This window comes from Clostridium budayi (genome assembly GCF_055396605.1).
The window spans coordinates 2,406,018-2,426,625 of record NZ_AP042456.1; the positions used below are offsets into that span (position 1 = coordinate 2,406,018).

The 20,608-nt window shown below is 26.6% G+C and carries 22 protein-coding genes; 6 read left to right on the top strand and 16 right to left on the bottom strand.

Translation table 11 applies throughout. The features are described 5' to 3' along the window. Window positions 1-29: 29 nt before the first annotated feature. From ACZ5TJ_RS11545 to ACZ5TJ_RS11585, 9 genes are all read right to left on the bottom strand, one after another. Window positions 30-797, bottom strand: coding sequence for an FAD-binding oxidoreductase (locus tag ACZ5TJ_RS11545; protein WP_464199855.1), 768 nt, complete (start codon window positions 795-797; stop codon window positions 30-32). Window positions 798-945: 148 nt separating this feature from the next. Further along, the gene (locus ACZ5TJ_RS11550) at window positions 946-1,416 is read right to left on the bottom strand and encodes a hypothetical protein (protein WP_464199857.1); all 471 of its coding nucleotides are present in this window, start codon (window positions 1,414-1,416) and stop codon (window positions 946-948) included. 150 nt (window positions 1,417-1,566) lie between these two features. Further along, complete coding sequence (locus ACZ5TJ_RS11555; RefSeq protein ID WP_464199859.1) at window positions 1,567-2,067, bottom strand: N-acetyltransferase family protein; 501 nt, start codon at window positions 2,065-2,067, stop codon at window positions 1,567-1,569. Window positions 2,068-2,173: 106 nt separating this feature from the next. Then, window positions 2,174-2,611: an ACT domain-containing protein gene (locus ACZ5TJ_RS11560; RefSeq protein WP_039314012.1), complete on the bottom strand. Its 438-nt coding sequence runs from the start codon at window positions 2,609-2,611 to the stop codon at window positions 2,174-2,176. Then, on the bottom strand, window positions 2,601-3,506 hold the full coding sequence (thrB, locus tag ACZ5TJ_RS11565) for a homoserine kinase (protein ID WP_464199862.1): 906 nt from the start codon (window positions 3,504-3,506) through the stop codon (window positions 2,601-2,603). Before thrB ends, ACZ5TJ_RS11560 begins: the two co-directional genes overlap by 11 nt. Next, window positions 3,499-4,971: a threonine synthase gene (gene thrC / locus ACZ5TJ_RS11570; RefSeq protein WP_464199864.1), complete on the bottom strand. Its 1,473-nt coding sequence runs from the start codon at window positions 4,969-4,971 to the stop codon at window positions 3,499-3,501. The genes thrB and thrC overlap by 8 nt, the downstream gene beginning before the upstream one ends. Before the next feature lie 202 nt (window positions 4,972-5,173). Next, window positions 5,174-5,740 (bottom strand): NUDIX hydrolase, encoded by a 567-nt coding sequence (locus ACZ5TJ_RS11575; RefSeq protein ID WP_464199866.1) that lies wholly within the window; start codon window positions 5,738-5,740, stop codon window positions 5,174-5,176. Continuing rightward, on the bottom strand, window positions 5,727-6,701 hold the full coding sequence (locus tag ACZ5TJ_RS11580) for a PD-(D/E)XK nuclease family protein (protein ID WP_464199868.1): 975 nt from the start codon (window positions 6,699-6,701) through the stop codon (window positions 5,727-5,729). Before ACZ5TJ_RS11580 ends, ACZ5TJ_RS11575 begins: the two co-directional genes overlap by 14 nt. A 31-nt stretch (window positions 6,702-6,732) precedes the next feature. Beyond that, entirely contained in the window at window positions 6,733-7,881 is a 1,149-nt protein-coding gene (locus ACZ5TJ_RS11585) for a DUF1648 domain-containing protein (RefSeq protein WP_464199870.1), read from the bottom strand. 302 nt (window positions 7,882-8,183) lie between these two features. On the opposite strand from ACZ5TJ_RS11585, the gene ACZ5TJ_RS11590 reads away from it, so the two are divergent. From ACZ5TJ_RS11590 to ACZ5TJ_RS11605, 4 genes are all read left to right on the top strand, one after another. Further along, entirely contained in the window at window positions 8,184-8,378 is a 195-nt protein-coding gene (locus tag ACZ5TJ_RS11590) for a PspC domain-containing protein (protein ID WP_464199872.1), read from the top strand. 285 nt (window positions 8,379-8,663) lie between these two features. Further along, the gene (locus ACZ5TJ_RS11595) at window positions 8,664-9,254 is read left to right on the top strand and encodes an ECF transporter S component (protein WP_464199874.1); all 591 of its coding nucleotides are present in this window, start codon (window positions 8,664-8,666) and stop codon (window positions 9,252-9,254) included. Between the two features lie 65 nt (window positions 9,255-9,319). Then, window positions 9,320-10,288: a P1 family peptidase gene (locus ACZ5TJ_RS11600; RefSeq protein ID WP_464199875.1), complete on the top strand. Its 969-nt coding sequence runs from the start codon at window positions 9,320-9,322 to the stop codon at window positions 10,286-10,288. 147 nt (window positions 10,289-10,435) lie between these two features. Then, the gene (locus ACZ5TJ_RS11605; protein ID WP_045723998.1) at window positions 10,436-10,618 is read left to right on the top strand and encodes an alpha/beta-type small acid-soluble spore protein; all 183 of its coding nucleotides are present in this window, start codon (window positions 10,436-10,438) and stop codon (window positions 10,616-10,618) included. A gap of 27 nt (window positions 10,619-10,645) precedes the next feature. Here the strand turns inward: ACZ5TJ_RS11605 and ACZ5TJ_RS11610 are convergent, their stop codons facing one another. The 4 genes from ACZ5TJ_RS11610 to ACZ5TJ_RS11625 all read right to left on the bottom strand — a co-directional run bounded on the left by ACZ5TJ_RS11610 (window position 10,646) and on the right by ACZ5TJ_RS11625 (window position 14,970). Then, window positions 10,646-11,323 (bottom strand): ABC transporter ATP-binding protein, encoded by a 678-nt coding sequence (locus ACZ5TJ_RS11610; protein ID WP_039313989.1) that lies wholly within the window; start codon window positions 11,321-11,323, stop codon window positions 10,646-10,648. A gap of 11 nt (window positions 11,324-11,334) precedes the next feature. Further along, window positions 11,335-12,807: an ABC transporter permease gene (locus ACZ5TJ_RS11615; RefSeq protein WP_464199876.1), complete on the bottom strand. Its 1,473-nt coding sequence runs from the start codon at window positions 12,805-12,807 to the stop codon at window positions 11,335-11,337. A gap of 86 nt (window positions 12,808-12,893) precedes the next feature. Then, window positions 12,894-14,324 (bottom strand): ATP-binding protein, encoded by a 1,431-nt coding sequence (locus ACZ5TJ_RS11620; protein WP_464199878.1) that lies wholly within the window; start codon window positions 14,322-14,324, stop codon window positions 12,894-12,896. Then, window positions 14,308-14,970, bottom strand: a complete 663-nt coding sequence (locus ACZ5TJ_RS11625; protein ID WP_464199880.1) for a response regulator transcription factor — start codon at window positions 14,968-14,970, stop codon at window positions 14,308-14,310. The genes ACZ5TJ_RS11620 and ACZ5TJ_RS11625 overlap by 17 nt, the downstream gene beginning before the upstream one ends. Before the next feature lie 191 nt (window positions 14,971-15,161). On the opposite strand from ACZ5TJ_RS11625, the gene ACZ5TJ_RS11630 reads away from it, so the two are divergent. Continuing rightward, window positions 15,162-16,331, top strand: coding sequence for an AI-2E family transporter (locus ACZ5TJ_RS11630; RefSeq protein WP_464199881.1), 1,170 nt, complete (start codon window positions 15,162-15,164; stop codon window positions 16,329-16,331). Window positions 16,332-16,548: 217 nt separating this feature from the next. Here ACZ5TJ_RS11630 and ACZ5TJ_RS11635 read toward each other — a convergent pair whose 3' ends face one another. Further along, complete coding sequence (locus ACZ5TJ_RS11635; protein WP_464199882.1) at window positions 16,549-17,448, bottom strand: DUF7916 family protein; 900 nt, start codon at window positions 17,446-17,448, stop codon at window positions 16,549-16,551. Window positions 17,449-17,701: 253 nt separating this feature from the next. Here ACZ5TJ_RS11635 and ACZ5TJ_RS11640 point away from each other — a divergent pair, with 253 nt between their 5' ends. After that, a complete protein-coding gene (locus ACZ5TJ_RS11640; protein WP_464199884.1) occupies window positions 17,702-18,904 on the top strand; it encodes an ROK family transcriptional regulator in 1,203 nt (400 codons plus the stop codon). A gap of 210 nt (window positions 18,905-19,114) precedes the next feature. Here the strand turns inward: ACZ5TJ_RS11640 and ACZ5TJ_RS11645 are convergent, their stop codons facing one another. Together ACZ5TJ_RS11645 and ACZ5TJ_RS11650 are read right to left on the bottom strand one after the other, a co-directional pair. Beyond that, the gene (locus tag ACZ5TJ_RS11645) at window positions 19,115-20,122 is read right to left on the bottom strand and encodes a PTS sugar transporter subunit IIC (RefSeq protein ID WP_464199886.1); all 1,008 of its coding nucleotides are present in this window, start codon (window positions 20,120-20,122) and stop codon (window positions 19,115-19,117) included. After that, entirely contained in the window at window positions 20,070-20,456 is a 387-nt protein-coding gene (locus ACZ5TJ_RS11650; RefSeq protein ID WP_464199888.1) for a hypothetical protein, read from the bottom strand. The genes ACZ5TJ_RS11645 and ACZ5TJ_RS11650 overlap by 53 nt, the downstream gene beginning before the upstream one ends. Window positions 20,457-20,608: the final 152 nt, after the last annotated feature.

Genomic DNA, 20,608 nt, shown 5'->3' on the forward strand with positions numbered 1-20,608 from the left:
ATATAATTTCTAGTGCTTTGTTTTATATTTTATTCCATTTCTTCTGGTTTTCCAAAGAATTCATAATTCCTATTTTCTTTTGATACACCTAAATTCTTAAGATATTTATTTAATAATTTCATAAAGATTGGTGGTCCACAGAAATAAAACTCTCCGTTTAGTGGAAGATTATCTTTAATCCATTCTTCAGATATATATCCTTTAACATCATAATCTTTTCCTATTAAATCATTTTCAAGTGGGCTATCAAAGAAAATAGTATGTTTAACTAATCCTTCCTTAGCTAACTTTTTAATTTCACCTGATAATGCCATAAGACTTGAATTTTGATTACATTCGATAAAATATATGTTATCTCTTTTTCCTACAGCTTCTTCAAGCATTGATAAAACTGGAGTTATTCCAATACCTCCACTTAATAATACTAAAGGCATATCTTTAGGTTGATCTTTTAATGTGAATTTTCCAAATGGCATTCTAGCGCCAATTGTATCTCCTTCTTTTACCTTATCATGCATATATGAACTTACTTTACCGCCTTCAATTCTTTTTATGCTTAATCTATAATAATCATTATTAGGCTTCATTGAAAGACTGTATGTTCTAACAAGTCCATCATAATTTTTATCTTCACTATTGATTCTTATAGGTAAAAACTGTCCTGCTTTATGTTTAACAACCTTACTTCCATCACATGGAACTAAATAAAATGATTTTACTTCTTTATTTTCTGGGACTATTTTTTCTATTTTAAATTCTTTTATACCATTCCATGGCTTTACATTATTTTCTGTCATAGTAAAATCCCTCTCTTTCTCTCTTTCTCTCTATCTTTATCTTTATCTTTATCTTTGTATAACTATATTATATCACTCCTCCTTCCTAAAATATGTGCGTAGGATTACAAAAAAAGATCAAAACTTAAAGTTTGATCTTTTTTCTATATTAATTTGCACTTATATCATTATATATTTTTGTGCTTAGAGGAGTTATTTTTTTACTTGCTTCTCTATATTGCTTATTTTTTATAAGCTCCTCAGCTTCTTTTATTTGATTTTCTATTTCTGCTCTCTTTTCTTTACTAAGTTTTTTTAAACTTATGTTCTTTATGTCGTTAAGTTCTTTAGTTAATGTTTCTTCATCTTCTTTTTGTGCTTTAGAAACTAGTTCATCCATTTTTTCTTGAATTTTTGGCATAGCTTTCACATTTCTATAATTTATAGCCTCTTTACTTTGTTTTATTAAACTCTTATATTCTTTATCATCACTACCTATAATATATTGTGAAAACTCACCTTCTTTATTCTGTAAGTATTCTTTAAAATTATCTATTTGCTTATTTTCGTACTCTGTTACAGCTAGTAGCCCTGCTACCACTGCAATTGCAATTACTATTCCAATTATTATCTTTTTCATATAATTCATTCACCTTCAATAAATATAGTTTTCTATATATTTTACATTAAAGTTATATATAAATTATTTTTATTTTTTTAACATTTGTTAAAATTTTATTATCATTTTATTTATTATTGCCACTTAACACAAATAAAAATCAATTTAATCTTATTTTGATGCTAATTCTTTTATCTTTTCTCTAGTTAATCTATATACAGTCCACTCACTCATAGGAACTGCTCCTAAACTTTTATAAAACTTAATTGATGGAGTATTCCAATTTAGACAGCTCCACTCCATTCTTTCGCATTCTTTTTCATAAGCAATATTTGCAATTATTCTAAATATCTCTTTACCTATTCCTCGTCCTCTATATTCTGGTTTTATATATATATCTTCTAAATAGAATCCAGCTTTTCCTATGAATGTTGAATAATTAAAGAAGTAAAGTACATATCCTATAGGTTCTCCATTAAATTCAGCAATTAAAACTTCTGCTTCTTTTCTTTTAAATATAGAATCTCTTATACTTTCTTCTGTAGCAACAACTTCATCTAACATCTTTTCATAAACTGCAATTTCTTTAATAAGTTCTAATATTAAAGAAGTATCCTCTACTTTAGTCTTCCTAAGTTTAAATCCATCAATTTTAGTATTAATATACATCATAGTAACCCCCTAATATACATATAATATGTTATATTATACCATCTAACTTTACAAAAAAATAGCTATAAAAAAGAGAGGTCTAAAATACCTCTCTTTTTTAGATTATTTATTCCATAGCTATAAAATCAACTTTTTCTACATGTTCCATAGATGATAAATTCTCTAAAAATGCTGTTATATCACATTCTAAATGAGACATATCAATTGTTACACTTAAATTTGCTGTTCCACCAATTGGAATACCTTGATCAATCGTTATTATATTTCCACCTTTATCAGATATACGATTTAAAATATCTGATAATACTCCCTTTTTGTGTTCTATTATCATACTAAAAGTCATCTTTCTACCTTGAATACTCTCTACGAATTCAAAAACATGATCTTTATATTTATAATAAACGCTTCTGCTTATTCCTATCATTTTTGTTGCTTCTGTTATTTCCTTAATTTTACCTTCTTTAAGTATTTTTTTAACTTCTAGTACCTTTTCATACACATCAGGTAAAACTTTTTTATCAACAACTAAATAATTACCTTTCACTTTCGTTACCACCTTCTATAACAATTGCCCCCTTGTTATCTATTGAAAGTTCCAAAACTTGAAATTCAAGATTCTCTCTTTTAAGAACCTCTTTTATCTTATTGCTAAAGTCGCTTCCCCTTTTAACTATAGTCATTATAGTTGGCCCTGCACCGCTTAAAAAAGACGCTAATGCCCCATTATTATATGCCTCTTTTTTAATAATATCAAATTTTTTTATTAATGGTCCTCTATAAATTTCATGTATTCTATCACTACATGCATATTTAAGTATATCATCACTTCCATTTGTAAGTGCTGCTACCATTAAAGCTGCTCTACCAATATTATAAACAGCATCTTTTAATTCTATATTTTCTTTTAATACACTTCTTGCTTTCTCTGTTGATAACTTAAAATCTGGTATTATCGCAACAAAGTTTAAAGCTTTTAATACATTTACTTTATCATATATAGTTCTGTTTCCTTCTCTTATTGCAACAATAACTCCACCTAAAAGTGCTGGTGCAACATTATCAGGATGTCCTTCTATCTCTACAGCAATATCTAAAAGCTCTTCATTAGATAATATATTACCCATTATATAATTTGCCCCAATTAATCCTGCAACTATGCAACTTGAACTGCTTCCAAGCCCTCTTGAAATTGGTACCTCTTGTTTTGTAATTGAAATTTTTAATCCCTTTATTTTATAGTTACCTCTTTCAAAACACTTAAGCATTGCTTTATATATAATGTTATCTTCATTGCAAAATTCTTCTTCAATTCCTTCAAACTCAAGCCCCATAAGAGTTTCAGAAAAAGAATATTCATTATATAAGTTTAGTGCAACCCCTAAGGAATCAAATCCTGGTCCCATATTGGCAGAAGTTGCAGGTACTCTTACCCTAATCATAATTTTTATTACCTTCTAAATAAAATAATATTGCTTTTTTCATATCTTCTTTATTACATACCTCTTTATGTCTTATATCTTTATTTTTTAATTCTAAAAGACAGTTTGGTATTTTAGTATTAGTTTCTTTAGACATCTTATTTAAAACTTCAAAATCATCCATATCTTCTATATTCACTCCTAAAGCGTTACATATACTCCTAGGGAACTTATAAGGACTTGCAGTTGAAGCTATTAATACTTGTCTTTTATCATTAGTTTTACTTTTATATTTATTATATACAGAATACGCTACTGCTGTGTGTGTATCCATTAAATAATTCTTTTCGGAAAATTCTTTTTTTATGCTCTCATATACCTCTTTTTTAGTTGAAAAATCTCCATAAAAATCACTTAAAAATTCTCTCATTTTATCATTTATTTCATATACACCTTTTTCCGAAAGATTATTCATAAGTTTGTTTACTTCTTCAGGATCTCTTCCACATGCTTCGTATAATAGCCTTTCTAAATTAGAAGATACTAATATATCCATAGAAGGTGATTCTGTTAAAATAAGTTCTCTTTTCTTATTATAAATTCCAGTATTAAAAAAGTCTGTAAGAACATTATTTTCATTTGATGCACATATAAATTTATGGATTGGTAATCCCATCTTTTTTGCATAATATGCTGCTAATATGTTACCAAAATTTCCAGTTGGAACAGCAATATTTATTTCATCTCCTTCTTCAATCTTCCCATTATTTATAAGATTAAAGTATCCATAAAAATAATATACTATTTGTGGAATTAATCTACCTATATTTATAGAATTTGCAGAAGATAAAATATAGCCCTTATTTTTTAATTCTTCTTTAAATTTACTATCATTAAATATATCTTTTACCCCTTTTTGTGCATTATCAAAGTTTCCTTTAATAGCTATTACTTTAAGATTTTTGCCTTCTTGAGTAATCATTTGTCTTTTTTGGATCTCACTTACCCCATCTTCTGGATAATAAACAACTACCTTAACTCCTTCAACATCTTTAAATCCTGAAAGTGCAGCTTTACCTGTATCCCCTGATGTAGCAGTTAGTATAACTATTTCCTCGTTAACTTTACATACACCTTTTGCTTCTTTCATTATTTGTGGAAGGAAAAGTAATGCAGCATCTTTAAATGCACATGTTGGTCCATGATAAAGCTCTAAAAATTCATTTTCTACTTTAGCATCAAACCTATCTTTATAAGCATTATTTATAGCATGCTTTAAATTTTCTTCTTTAATATCTGTAAAAAACTCTTTTATAATAGAAAATGCAATTTCTTCGTAGCTTGCTTTTCTTTTATCAACTAAGCTATTATAGATATTTTTAAAACTATCTGGAACAAATAATCCTCCATCTTTTGCAATCCCCTTAATAATTGCTTCAGACGACTTTATTCCTACCTCAGCCCCCCTAGTACTTCTAAAATCCATATAACCACCCCAAATCATAATTCTAGAATTTTTCCCTTATTTTATAATAATATCATGTGTTTTATATAAATACAACTGTATCTTATTCATAAACACATATATTGGTTACATTTACATTTTTAAAATACTAATTTTTTCTAAGTTTTTCTTGTATTTTCATTAATAGGATAAAAAAAGTACTCCTTGATAGGAGTACATTTTTTTATATTCCGTTAGCTATTAATCTTAGAATTATTCCACCCTTTATTGAAACATTATTGTTCTCTGCAAACTCTTTTGCATCTTTTATCTTTATTTTAAATATTTCTATTTCTTCGTCATCTTCCATATATTCAGTACTAGGTTCCCCATAAACTTCCATTTTAACTATAGCTGTAGTTTCATCAGTCATACCAACTGATGAGTAACTAGGTTTTAAGAATACTTCGTAGCTTGATGCTTTAAGACCCGTCTCTTCAAATAACTCTCTTCTTGCAGCCTCTTCTAAAGATTCACCTGGATCTACTATTCCAGCTGGAAGTTCATATATATAATCATTAATTGCAGGTCTGTATTGCTTAATTACAATAACTTCTCCTTCTTTTGTTATTGGTATTATCATAACTCCATCTGCCTTATTATGATCTTTTGTAACACAACATAAATCTTCTTTATCTCTTCTACTAGCTACAAAATATATTTTTTTGTCACCTTTTTTATTTCTTAGCTCTAATTCATACATATTAAGAAATTTATTATTTGTTTGCTTTTTAATATTAAGTAATTTCATCTATTATCACTCTTTCCTTTTTACATAGTCTTCTATATTTACATTTATTACATTTAAAATCTTCATCGCACATTATAAATGTATCTTTATCTTTAGGAATATTATTATTTTCATCAACTAACAGGGCATTTATTACATTAAGTTCTAGAGATATTCTATTTCTTATATGTTCTATATCTTCATTAGTAAAGGTATATTCAACATGTTCTCCTTGTAATAAATACTCAACTCTCCCTTTAACTTTTTCAACTGGTACATTATATTTTTCCATTACATAAAGTAAATAAACTAATAGCTGCTCTCTATCTTCTTCATTTTGTTTACCAGTTTTCCAGTCAACAATAACTATATTTCTATCATTATCTAAATATAATAAGTCTATAAGTGCAAATACTTTTACTCCTTCATGAAAGAAATAATCAAAATTTCCTTCATCAACTTCAAGTATATCTAAATATTCACCCTTATTTATATCAAAGAAAGTTTTACTTTCAAAAATATTTTCAACACATTGTTCTATTCTATCTTTTATCTCTAAGATGTCTTCCCTCTCTAGCTTTCCATCATAGTAATATTCTAATAACATATTTCCCTTTGGGTACTCATTCCATCTTAAAATACTATCTTTTCTACTGCTTTGCTTAACAATTATATTTAAATTTGTACGAACAAACTCCTTAAGAGCATCAACATCTATTTCTTTATCTATATTATTCTTCTTAAAATCTATAATATTCTTTATTGCTTTATGAATTACATCTCCAAAAGCTAACCAAATATTAGTTAATTTTTTAAGTCTCCAAGAATATTTTTGTTCATAAGATGCTTCCATATCCCATCCTCTATGTGACCCATAATAAGTATAGTAATATTCTCTTAAACAAGATTTTATAGTTTTTACTCTAGAAATACTCCATGATTTCTCTGGATATTCCTTTATAATAAATTCTCTTTTAGTCATAACTTCCTCCAAAATGCTAGTCTTATTTAAATTATACACCCATTATAATCGTCATAACTAATGAACTTATTAAAATAAAACTTAAAAGAATAACAATTATTATTGCTTTTTCATTTCCATAGTTAAAGTCATATCCTATACCCATTCTCTTTCTACTTAATATAGATTTATCTTTAGGATTATAATAAAATATTCCCCATTTAAATTCATCATCATCGTCTATATAATATTCTGGTGATTTACTATTATAATCTTTGTTTATATTTTTATTTTGACTCATTAAATATATAGTATATATAATTATATATATTGTCATTATAACAGTTATAATCATCGTTATATTAAATCCAAGTTTACTAGATTTAATTATTCCAGTAATTATGAAAGTTATACAAAGCATCAATACTGCTATAAAAATAGAAATTCCACTCATCATGCTATTTGTTGATTTAAAACTAGTATTTTCTATTTCTTTAATTTGCTCATAAGTCCCACCATTTAACTTAATATTTTTTCTTTTTTTATAATCTATAAATGTAGATATATACATTATAAATATTGTAAATATACTAATAATAGGAATTAAGAATATTTCTATTTTTCCACCTAAAGTTCTTATATCTGCATATCTGTCAACATCACCATTAAAATTAAAATGAACTGGAACTAAATCAGGTAATGATTTTAATCTTACTATAGTAATGATCAGTGATAATATAGCAATTAAAAATGCTATTATAAACCACTTCATATTTATTTTACTATCATAATCTTTTTTATCTAAATTTTTAATCTCTATATACTTTTTATTTTGGAATTCTTTTTTCCACCCTATTTCTTCTTTTACTTTTTTCATTTCTTTATTCGCTTTTGAATATAAGTAAAATTGAAGAAAAATCATTATAAAAATGTATAATATACTTATAAATACTTTTTGAAATTTAAATATTAAAATTGAAAATATTATTGTTAAAATTAATATATAAATTACTGATTTCTTTTTATATTCTTTATCAATCTTTTCTATTTTTATATCCTTTCTGTATTTATTTGGAACCCTAACTCCATAAATTACTCCAGCATAATTTAAATTATTTATATTAAGTGATATTCCTATAAATAAAATAAATGTAGTTATTATTATAAGCCCATAAAACAAAATTAAACCTTTTAAATCCATACTTAGTCCATCCCCTTTTTTAATTGCTATTTATTTAACAATTTTCCTTCTATTTTTTACTATTTGAACCATAAATAATTATTTTTTATCATTCTATTTATACATTTTTTATTTTTTTGAAAACAGATTATTATATATATGATATAACAATTTCTACTTATTTTATAGCTTTTTCCATAAAATCACTTCTTAAATATTCCTAAATATTAGTAATATCAATTAATACTATATTGTAATTTACAAACCATTATCATATACTAATTTTAACTATATTTATTTAATATTAGTATGGAGGTTTATTTATGAAAAAATTATATAAGGTCCCAAGTATGGGGAAAATAAGTGGTGTATGCCAAGGATTATCTGAATATTTTAATATAGATGTAACTATAATAAGATTACTTTGGGTTATATTAGCATTTATTTCATGTGGTGCTGCTATTTTTGGATATATAGCTTGTATTCTTATAATTCCAAATAAAGAAGATATTATTTAAGAGCATTATTAATTGCTCTTTTTTTATTTAGATAAACAAAGTATTTTTTTAATTTTCTGAATATATTTTCTTTTTATACCTAAAACTAGTATTTACCCCATTATCTATTTTTTAAGGTTAAATCTTCGATAAAAATTTAACATTTTCTATTGAAACATGTATTTCTTCATTGTAAAATTAAATCGTCGGTATTCTTTATGAAACTGAACGCAAATTACAAAATTTAATAATTGTTTTTTGCCGAATTATATCCCTTAAGGGGAATAAGAACGGAGGGTTTTTAAAATGGAAAGAAGTACATCACACGCGGCTCTTGGGCTTAGAAAAATGGTGATTATAGGTATGCTATCTGGTATATCTATATTTATGGGACTTACTGGCCTTGGATTTATTCCACTACCATTTATGAAAGCTACAATAATGCACATTCCTGTAATTATAGGTGCTATTATTGAAGGTCCTATTGTTGGAGCATTTGTTGGTTTAGTATTTGGACTATTCTCAATGTATAATGCACTTGTAAATCCAACACCATTAACACCAATATTTTTAAATCCAATAGTTTCAGTAGTTCCAAGAATTCTAATTGGAATTGTTGCTTACTACGTGTATAAACTACTTAAGAACAAATTTAAGAAGGAATCAATACCAATTGGTGTAGCTGCAGTACTTGCAACTATTACTAATACAGTAGGAGTTTTAGGTTTTACTTATCTTCTTTATGTTGAACAGTATGCTAAAGCGATGGAAATATCATCTTCAACAGCTGGTATTACAATAGCTTCTGTTGCACTTACAAATGGAATTCCTGAAGCACTATTATCAGCACTTATAACTGTTCCAGTAGTTGTTGCAATTAAAAAAATTAAAAGATAACGATATTTATGCTCCTATTTTTATAGGAGCTTTTAGTATATTTATGAAAATAAAGGGGTTTTATTATGAAAGAAATTAAATTTACTGATATAGATAATATAAAATTAGGTCATTCTCAAAATGAAAAAGGCTTAACTGGATGTTCAGTTATAATATGTGAAGATGGAGCAACTGGTGGAGTTGATGTTCGTGGTGGTGCACCTGGAACACGTGAAACTGACCTTTTAGATCCATCTGAAATGATAGAAAAAATTCATGCTGTTGTTTTATCTGGTGGAAGCGCATATGGACTTGAAGCATCAACTGGAGTTATGAAGTACTTAGAAGAACATAATATTGGCTTTGATGTTTCAGTATGTAAAGTTCCTATAGTTTGTTCTGCTGTTTTATTTGATTTAGCTTTTGGAGACTTTAAAATTAGACCTGATAAAAAAATGGGATATGAAGCTTGTATAAATAGCGAAACTTATAATGACGATATTAACGGTAATATAGGTGCTGGATTTGGTGCAACTATTGGTAAAATTCTTGGACCATCTACCTCTATGAAAGGTGGGCTTGGTACATGTGCTGTTGAAATTAATGGATTACAAGTTGGAGCAATAGTTGCTGTAAACTGCTTAGGTGACGTTGTAGATCCTTCTAATTCAAAAATTTTAGCTGGTGCACTTAATAAACAAAATAATGAATTTTTAAATAGTGAATCTATTCTATTAAATAATATAAAAAGTCCTAAAGAACCTTTCAAAGGAAATACTACAATTGGCTTAATTGTAACTAACGGAAAGTTTTCTAAAGCACAAGCTAAAAAAATTGCTTCTATGGCTCATAATGGCTTTGCTAGAACTATGAGACCTGCACATACTATGTTTGATGGTGATACTATATTTACAATGGCTACAAATAAGGTAGATGCTGATGTTACAACTGTTGGAATGATTGCTGCTAATGTAATGGAAAAAGCAGTTATTAGAGCAATAAAAGAAGCTAAAACTTTAAATGGTGTTATAGCTTTTGATGATTTAAATAAATAATTACATTAATATTCCATTTACTCTTTTCATTGCCACCATTGCCTAAAATATAATAGTTTATAATTCGTTACAGGACACATACTATGAGTGTAAAGTAAATCAAACAAACTTTACAAAAAAATTTATCTCGTAGAGGAGGAATGTAACATGGCACAAAAATTAGTACCAGAAGCAAAAAACGGATTAGCAAAATTCAAAAATGAGGTAGCTAATGAAATGGGAGTTCCATTTTCTGACTACAACGGAGACCTTTCTTCAAAACAATGCGGAAGCGTTGGCGGAGAAATGGTTAAGAGAATGGTAGCACAATACGAGAGCACAATGAAATAATAATGACCTAAAGAAAAAATGGTAGGATTAATTTTCTACCATTTTTTCTTTTAAAAGTGTTTTGTTTTTTAGTTTGTAAGTTATATCTGAATTTTTAGTTATATCTATATTATGTGTTACCATTATTAAACATTTATTTTCTTTCTCTACTATATCTTTAAATATTTTTATTATCTCATTTGATGTTTTTTCATCTAGATTTCCTGTTGGTTCATCTGCTATTATTACATCTGTTTCTGAGACTAAAGCTCTTGCAATTGCAACTCTTTGTTGTTGACCACCACTTAAGGTTAATACTTTTTGATTACACTGTTCTTCTGTAAGCCCCACTTTTTTAAGCATCTCTAATGCTCTTTCCTTCTGACTTTTAACCTTTATCCCTTTTATTGAAATAGCTGAAATAACATTTTGAAGAGCTGTCATGTATGTTAGTAAATTATATCCTTGAAATATAATAGATACATATTTATTTCTATAATTATTTAATCCTATTTTATCTATATTTTTACCACAGTATAGTATTTCACCATTTTTCTTTTTATCAAGTCCTGATATTAATGATAAAAATGTAGTTTTTCCACTTCCTGATGGCCCTATAACCGTATAAAACTTTCCTTTTTCAAAATTAACAGTTAAATTATCTAATATAGTTTTATCTTTCTCATACCAATAAGAAACATTTTTAAGTTCTAAAATACTTTCCATAAAAATCACCTCTAATCATGTTTACTTAATATAGTTTTTGGCTGTAATTTCATAACATTTATAGCTGGAAGTAATACTGCTAATATTGATATTAAAACTGCAATTGCGCTCATCTTCAAATAATCAGTTCCAGTTACACTAACATTTAATTCATCTATCACTTCTGTATTTTCTTTATTTAAATTATTTGGACCTCTAAAACCAAAGCCTCTTCCATCTTCACCGGGCATTTTCATACCACCTTGAGACATATTTGTACTACTTTCTTCTATAGCTATTACCTCTTTTGAAATTAATTTATCCGCTATAACATTACTTATAGAATTACCAGCTACTAATGATACTCCAAGTGATATTGATAATATAATTAGTATTTCAACTGCAAATTGTGCTATTATTTTAAATTTCTTTTCTCCTAAGGAAAGTAATATTCCGATTTCATTTCTTCTATCTTTTATTGAAAGCATAATTATTAAACAAAGAATTAATGCCCCACAAACTCCTACAATAATAACAGTAGTCTTTGCAAATGATCCAACATTCTCAATTGGTTTAATCATTTGTTCATATTCTCTGCTCTTTGCATCAAGAGTATATTTATCAAAATCTATGTCTAATTTCTTTCCTTCTTCTATAAATTCATCTACATTTAATGGATCATCTAGGTAATAGATTGCACTATCAACTTTATCTTTGTAATCACTTCCTTTTAAAGTATTTGCTACGTTATATGGTGTATATATTTTGTTATAAGGATTCATTGCCTCATTTCTCATTGCGCCTTCATCTATTTCAGATGAAGTTTCATATATACCTATAACTTTTAATTCTACTGAGCTATCAGTATTTACTGTTGATTTAACTTTTATTTTGTCACCAACTTTTATCTCATTTTCCTCTGCTAAAGTCTTTTCAATTACAGCTACCTTTTCATCCTTATTATTATGTGTAATAGCTTCTCCAGATGTTAAACTTGCTTCTCCATTTGCAAATGCATTTACACCTTCTAGACTAAGTACTCCTTCTATACTTACATCTCCCATAACCCTTTTCCCGTCTTCTTTTTGGCCTCTCATCTCAAAATTATTGCTATTTGTATTATATGTTACACTCTCACTACTTTTAATTGGATTAAATCCATCTGCAATTCCTTCAGTTGAAGATGTAACATTATAACCTGTAATATGATTTAAAGTTAAAACTTTCTCAACATCTTCTAATGAAATAGGATTTCTCTCCATTTTAAACCCTCCAGGACCTCCAGCTTCTTCTCTCATCTGCTCCTTTTGCTTTTGCATATTTTGTGATAAAGTCACTGTTGCTCCAAGTTTTTGTCTTGCTAGTATTTCTGATTTTTCTGTTGCACTTTGAATCGATATTCCCGAAAGTACAAAAATACAAATGGTTGTTATTACAAAAAATAATATTATAGATTTTCCTTTTCGCTCTACAACACTTAAAAATGCTCTAAATAAAAAATTCATGTTTTCCCTTCTTTCCTTACGTTATGTTTATATAATAACTACACAAGCTGTAAGTAAAGTGAAGTCAACATGAATTCTATATGAAATTAATTATTCTTTTTAAAATTTAAATTAAATATGAAAAAGCCATCTACTAGATTCACACTGTAGTCTATATCTCCATGCATATCTAAAAGAGTTTTCACTATATAAAGGCCTAATCCATTACCTCCTGTGTCTTTACTTCTAGACTCATCTATTCTGTAGAATGCTTTAAATAAATCTTTCTTATTCTCTTTCGTAATATTATTACATTTATTTATTATTTTTATATTATAGTCATTTTTAATTTCTATTATTATATCTGTGTTATCTAAAGCGTAGTTTAAACTATTTTTTATTAAATTAGATAAAACTTTTTTTACTATATTTCTATCAGCATTAACTATTAAATTTTTATTTTCATTAATTATAATATTTAATCCTTTTTTATCTTCTAAATAACTATATGAATCAACAACCTCTTTTACTAAATCATTTAATTCTATATCTTCTTTTTTTAAAGATATACTTTCTTCATACTTTGCAATATTTATTATTTCATAAACTAAAGATTTAAGTTCTAAAACACTTTCTAAACTTTCCTTAAGATACTTATCCCTATCTTTATAAGGTCCTATTTTATAAATCATCCCTTCTATTTGACCATTTATAACTGTTATTGGGGTTTTAAGTTCATGAGAAATTGCTTTTATAAAATCTCTTCTTCTTTTATCTTGTAACTTTTCTTTTTCTATATCTGTCAGAAGTTCTCTATTTGCATCCTCTAAACTAACTATAGTTTCTTGAAGATTTGTACTTATTAGATTTATGCTATTAGAAAGCTCCGCTATTTCATCATCACCACTAAAATTCAACTTTTCATCAAATTTTAATTTAGATATTTTTTTAGCAACATCATTTATTTTAAGTAGTGGTTTACTTATAACTGTAGAATATATGTAAGCTGATAGTATTCCAATACTTATAGTTATTAAAAGTATTAATGGAAGAATCCTTATCACTATTCTTTTTGTATCATTAAAAATTTTTATTGGCACATGTACATTGATTATGCAATCTTTCCCTATATACTTAAAGTAAAATTGCTTATTTATCGCTATATCATCTTCAGCTTTTTTAAATTCCCTAGGCTTCACTCTATTAAAATTTTCTGCTCCAGCAGGTTTTAATAAAAAATTATTAGATGCATAAACAAGTTCTCCATATAATGTAGTTATAGTTACCATTGCACTATTATCATAAGAATATTTATTAATTTCTTCTAGGTAATCTTTATCTGCACCTTTTTCTAATTTACTAATAATTTGTTCTGTAGAATTTTTAACATTATTTTCTTTTATACTTATGTATACTTTTGGAACAATTAAAAATAATGCTGTATATATAATTATTGATGTTACAAATATTAAAGATGCTGATATTATAAACAATTTCTTTTTAATTCCAATATCATTCCATTTATTTTTTAAGTACATAACCAACCCCCTTTACCGTACTAATACAGTCTTTAGGAATCTTCTTTCTTAAATTTTTTATATGCGCATCAATTACTCTCATATCCCCATAGTAGTCATATCCCCAAACTTTATCCATTAATATTTCTCTTGATACTACATTTGGATAAATCTCTATCATTATTTTTAGTATATTAAATTCTTTAAATGTAAGTTCTATCTCTTCTCCATCTACATAACATTTATAAGTATTTGAATTTAACTCTATAGAATCAAATGTTAATGTATCCTTATTTATATTGTTAGTATTGCTTCTCCTAAGAACTGCTTCAACTCTCTTTATTAATACATGAAAAGAAAATGGCTTTGTTATAAAATCATCTGCCATTGCATCAAAGGCTTTTATTTGATCCTCATCTTCATTTAATGCAGTTAAAAATATTATAGGTACATCACTTTCTTCTCTTATTAAATTACATAGACCATACCCATCTAATTTAGGCATCATAATATCTAATATTATTAAATCATACTCTTCTTCCTTAAATTTTGAATAACCTTCTATACCATCTTTTGCACTATCTATTTTATAATCTTGGCATTTTAAAAACTCAACTATTAATTCTCTTATTTTTGGATCATCTTCAACAACTAATATTTTCTTCAATTTAGAATCACTCTCCTATAAAATAATTCTATCATTAACAATTAACTTTTTTATAAATTTCACATAGAATTCACATTGGAAAATATGTATTTTTATTATTGTTATGATTTTATTTACCGTGTATAATATTAATTATATTATTTTTTAGTGTAAAATTTTGGTTATAGTTTGTATAATAAGGGGGTTCAAAATTGAAAGAACTAAATAAAAAATTAAAACCATATATATTGCTCTGTACATATGTAATAGTTCTAGCTTATCTATTAATAAATATAAAGTCTGTTTTTAAATTGTTAGGATTTATTCTTGGTACCATGAGTCCGTTTATTATTGCTATTGCAATTGCTTTTGTATTAAATATTCCTATGAAGCTTTTTGAAGAAAAAGTCTTTTCCTTTTTAGATGCACAAAAGTATTCTTATTTTGTAAGGTTTAAAAGACCACTATCAATTGTATTTACGCTTTTAGTAGTTGTAGGTTTATTATCTACTTTAACAGTTTTTATAATACCTCAACTTGTCTCTAGTGTAACTACTCTTGCTAATAATGTTCCTGATTACTTAAATTCATTTGAAAATTTTATTATTACTAATTTAGGTGATATTCAAGGTTTTGATAAGATATGGCAAGATTTATTAAATGCTTGGAAAGACATTTTAGGTTTTGCAGGACAATTTTTAGGTTCTACTATAAATCATATAGTTAATATTACTATAAATATTACTTCAAGTATTGTTAATTTCTTTTTAGCAATAATTTTTTCAATATATATGCTTTCAAGTAAAGAAAAGCTTATATTCCAATTGAAAAAAGTTCTTTTTGCTTACTTTAATAAAAGAGTATGTGAAAAATTAATTAGGATTGGTAAAATTTCTAATGCTACTTTTTCAAGTTTTATAGCTGGTCAATGTACTGAAGCTATAATAATTGGAACTCTTTGCTTTATTGGTATGTGGATATTAGGTATCCCTTATTCTCTACTAATAGGATTTATAGTAGGTGTAACTAGTCTTATTCCTATATTCGGTGCTTTTATAGGAACTATTCCTTCAGCACTTATAATTTTACTTATAGATCCATGGAAAGCTATTTTATTTATAATATTTATAATAGTTCTTCAACAAGTAGAAGGCCACTTTATATATCCAAAAGTTGTTGGCAATTCAATAGGTTTATCTGCTATATGGGTAATGTTTGCAATGCTTGTTGGTGGAGGCACCCTTGGATTCTTAGGACTTTTAATAGGTATACCACTTTTTGGAGTAATATATAAAATATTTAGAGAATATACAAATAATAAATTAATAAGTAAAAATATTTCTTTAGATGATCTCTCACATATTTCCGATTCTAAAGAATAAAAAACTCTAGCTAAATTAGCTAGAGTTTTTTTATTTATTATGGAACTAATTCTCTTTAAATTTTAATATATTATTCTTTAATTTCTTCACCTTTTGATTACATAACTTTCTTAATATTCGTCAATATATCAACTTTTAAATTTTCTAAATATGTTTATTATCGTATACATATAACTATTAGAAAAACAGTTATCTATAATTATAGTTAGTACTTAAATTAACGATTAATTGAACGGGCAATCATTGATACAGTATGACGAACCCCACGAATTGCTTTACTCATGGCAAAAATATTTTCATATGGTGCAACTCCACCATATCCAGCATCACCAATATGTTGAATATCTACTCCACAAATTTTATTACGTATCGCAATTTGTTTAATAGTATCTTCATCAGAACTTTCCTGGCTAGTTCCTATTGCTGTTAATACAAGTGCACCTTTATTATGTGCTACTCTAACTACTTCTTTTAATTCAGCATCATCAAAACCAGGCACTGTTCCAACAGCTGGAACTAATATTATATCTGCACCAGCTTCAATAAAATCTTCTATTGCATTTAAATCTGTAACTGGTTCATTAACACCTGCTCCATGCATTTTACCAGCAATAATTAATCCTGAAAAAATTTTTTTAGCTAAATGAATTGTTTTTTCTATTTGTGAATTAGTTACTCCTGTTCCTGGGTTTCCAGTAAAACAAACAAAATCCATCCCAAGCTTTTCAATTTCCTGAATTGTCTCAAGATTAGCTTGTCTGCCTTTGCTAATTGTAGAAAATTCCTCTGCCATATTTGCATCTAAATCTACCGGCTCAAGGTTTACACCTATTGGTCGTCCTACTAGACGATGTAATTCATCTACAAAATTTCCTTTTTTAAATTCTAATCCAAAAATCTCTGGATTTAAAACATCTACACAGTTAAGAAGAATTAAATCTGCTCCAAAAGCTCTAGCTATTTCCGAATTTGTAATATCCCCTATAAAGGATTCTCTTGTTGCAACGTTTTCTGAAAGAATAGTTCTTCCTTCACTTGCTCTTATACTTTGTTTTAATTCTGCTGCAGTCATTTGTAATATTTCCGAAGTATTTGCGCTAATTAATCTTTTACCCATAAATTACTCCTTTAAAATTCCTAACTCATTATCGTAATTTTATTATATTCAAACGTCATGTTCGTTATAAAAAATAATTTATACCTTGATAAAAACAATTTTATACTCATATTTGATAATAAATAATTATTTATTAGTTTAATAATATATTATTAAACAGAATATGTCAATAATATTTTCTAATTTATTGAATTTAATTATTTATAAATTATAATTAATACTATATAATATTAATATTGGGAGGAGGAAAATTATGAAACTTACAAAAAACCAACAAAAGTTAAGATCTAAAATTTTAGATATGATATACGCTAAAGGCCCTATTTCAAGAATTGATATTTCAAACGAAACTGGTATTACCCCTGCAACCGTTAGTGAATTTACTGGTTATATGATCAAAGAAAATCTAATTCATGAAATTGGCGAAGTTGTATCTGAACAAAATAAATCTGGAAGAAAAAAAATACTATTAGGTGTATATCCTGAACATAGCTTTTATATAGGATCTGAATTATCAGAAAAATATATATCATTTTGTTTAACCGACAACGTTGGTAAAATTTTTAAAGAAAAAATTATTCAACTAAATACTTATGATTTAGCAAACACTTTAACTGAAGAATTTTATGTTAATGAACTAAAATCCTTTATAAAAGATTGTAATAGTTATAATCCAACAGGAATTGGAGTTGCAATTCCTGGTCATTTTGATAAAAAAACCATATCAATTGTTAGTAATAATTTATTTTGGAAAAACTTTAATATTAAAGTTTTATTAGATAATATTGATTTACCAATTTACTTCGAAAATAATGTTAAATGTATGACATTAGCAGAAAGGTTATTTACTTTCACTGGTAACGATAGTAATTTTATATTTTTTCATGTAAGTAGAGGAATGTTTTGTTCATATATGTATAATGGTAATCTCTATGCTAAAAATAATTTTCTAGTTGGAGAAATAGGACATATAGTTGTTCATCCAGATGGAGAATTATGTGAATGTGGTAAGAGAGGCTGTCTTCAAACTTATTGTAGTGAAGTTTGGATTATAAAAAAATGTCAAATACTATTTGATAATTCCGAAGTTACATACCTAAAACAATTAGTTACAAATAATAATAAAATAACAATTAAAACAGTATTGAATGCATATAGATTAGGTGATACAGGCGTAATAAACATATTACATTCTGCTATTAAACATCTTTCAATTGCACTTAATAATTTATCAATGATGATTGATGCCAATAAAATTATAGTACATGGTGAATTATTTAATGAACCTCTTTTAAGAAATCTATTGCAAGAATCAATAGAAAACAGTATTAGTTTAATATCAACATATCCAAAGCAACCTATTGTAATTAAAGATTATAACAATCATAACGGTGCTTTAGCTGCTGCAGCTTTTTGTATATCAAAAAATCTAATTGAATTAAATAATCCCCTGTAAATAACAAAATATTTCTTAAACGAATAACTTAAATAAATTACTATAGTACAAGAATCTTTAAAATAAAAATTTTAAAGATTCTTGTACTATTTATTACATAATAAAAGGAAGATACATATTGCATCTCCCTTCTTTTTTTAACTTTTATTTATTAAAAATTAATTTATTATCTTCTACTATAAATCTCTTCTTTTATTTCAAATTTAGTAATTAAACAGACTCCTTATTAGCCATTTTAACAAATGGTAGATAAACCAATATAGAAATTGCTAAATTTACTAATGATAATATAATTGCTCTCCAGTCAAATCCTGTAGAAAAGAAACCATATAATACAGGCGGCATAACCCATGTAACATTTTGTGTAACTGGTGCTACCAATCCTAAACTTGTTGCCAAGTATGAAACTGCTGCCATTAATGTAGGTGATAATAAGAATGGTATAAATAAAATTGGATTCATTACTGTAGGCAATCCATACATAACAGGTTCTCCTATATTAAATAAAACTGGAGCTATACCTAATTTAGCAACTTCTTTATAATGGCTATTTCTAGATTGCCAGAATATTGCTATTAATAAACCTAACGTTCCATACCATACAAATGATCCATAAGATGTACTTGTCCATAAATATGGAATCGGTTGATTATTTTGAAAAGCTTCCATATTGGCCAATAATGCTACTCCAAATAACCCTTCCATAATTGGTGCCATAACATTTCCACCATGAATACCAAAAAACCAAAATAATTGTGTTAAGAAGGCAATAAGTACAACTGCAATGAAACTTTGTGATAAACCAAGTAATGGAGTTTGAAGTACTTTATATATCCAATCAATTAGTAATTCTCCAGTAAATTTATTAAATACATATACAAGTATAGCTACAACATATAATGCAACAAAACCAGGAATTATTGACATAAAAGGTCTTGTAATAGCTGGCGGTACTGTATCAGGTAATTTGATTGTCCAGTTTTTATTCATTAATTTACTATAAATAATGCAAGCTATGAAACCAATAATAATTGCAGTAAAATACCCATTTGAATTAATTTGAGCTCCAGGAATAAGACCACTAACTGTAACAGAAAGTTTATTTCCTTCAACAGCTATATCTTTAACTCCTTTAAAAAGTTCTGACAGAACTTGTCCATCAGCATTAGGTAATTGTAATAGAATTGCTAATAGATATAATAAAAGCTGAAAGAGCAACTATACCTGATGATAGTGTATCCGTATTATAAATTTTAGCAACATTTACTCCCAAAGAAAAAATAAATAATAACGATACTATAGCTAAACTTCCTTTAAATATTAGGTTGTTTATATCTACAAACCAACTAAATGTTTCAGGAATAAAATTATTACCAAATTGACCAGGTACATCTACTAAAAATGCATTTAGTAAAAGTGCAATAGAACCTGTCATAACAACAGGCATAGTACCTATAAAAGAATCTCTAAGGGCTACTAAGAATTTTTGATTACTTATTTTTGAAGCAATGGGTAATAAATATTTTTCTATAGATTCCATAAATTTATTCATTATATATCTCCTTACAATTATATTTTTCTTTATTTTGATTTTAGCAAAATACAAATAATAGTTAATCGTTTTCTTTAGGTATAAATTATAATTACGATAAATTTTCTATAATTAACTTGAATTTATTATTAATGTATTTAAAAGAAATTGTA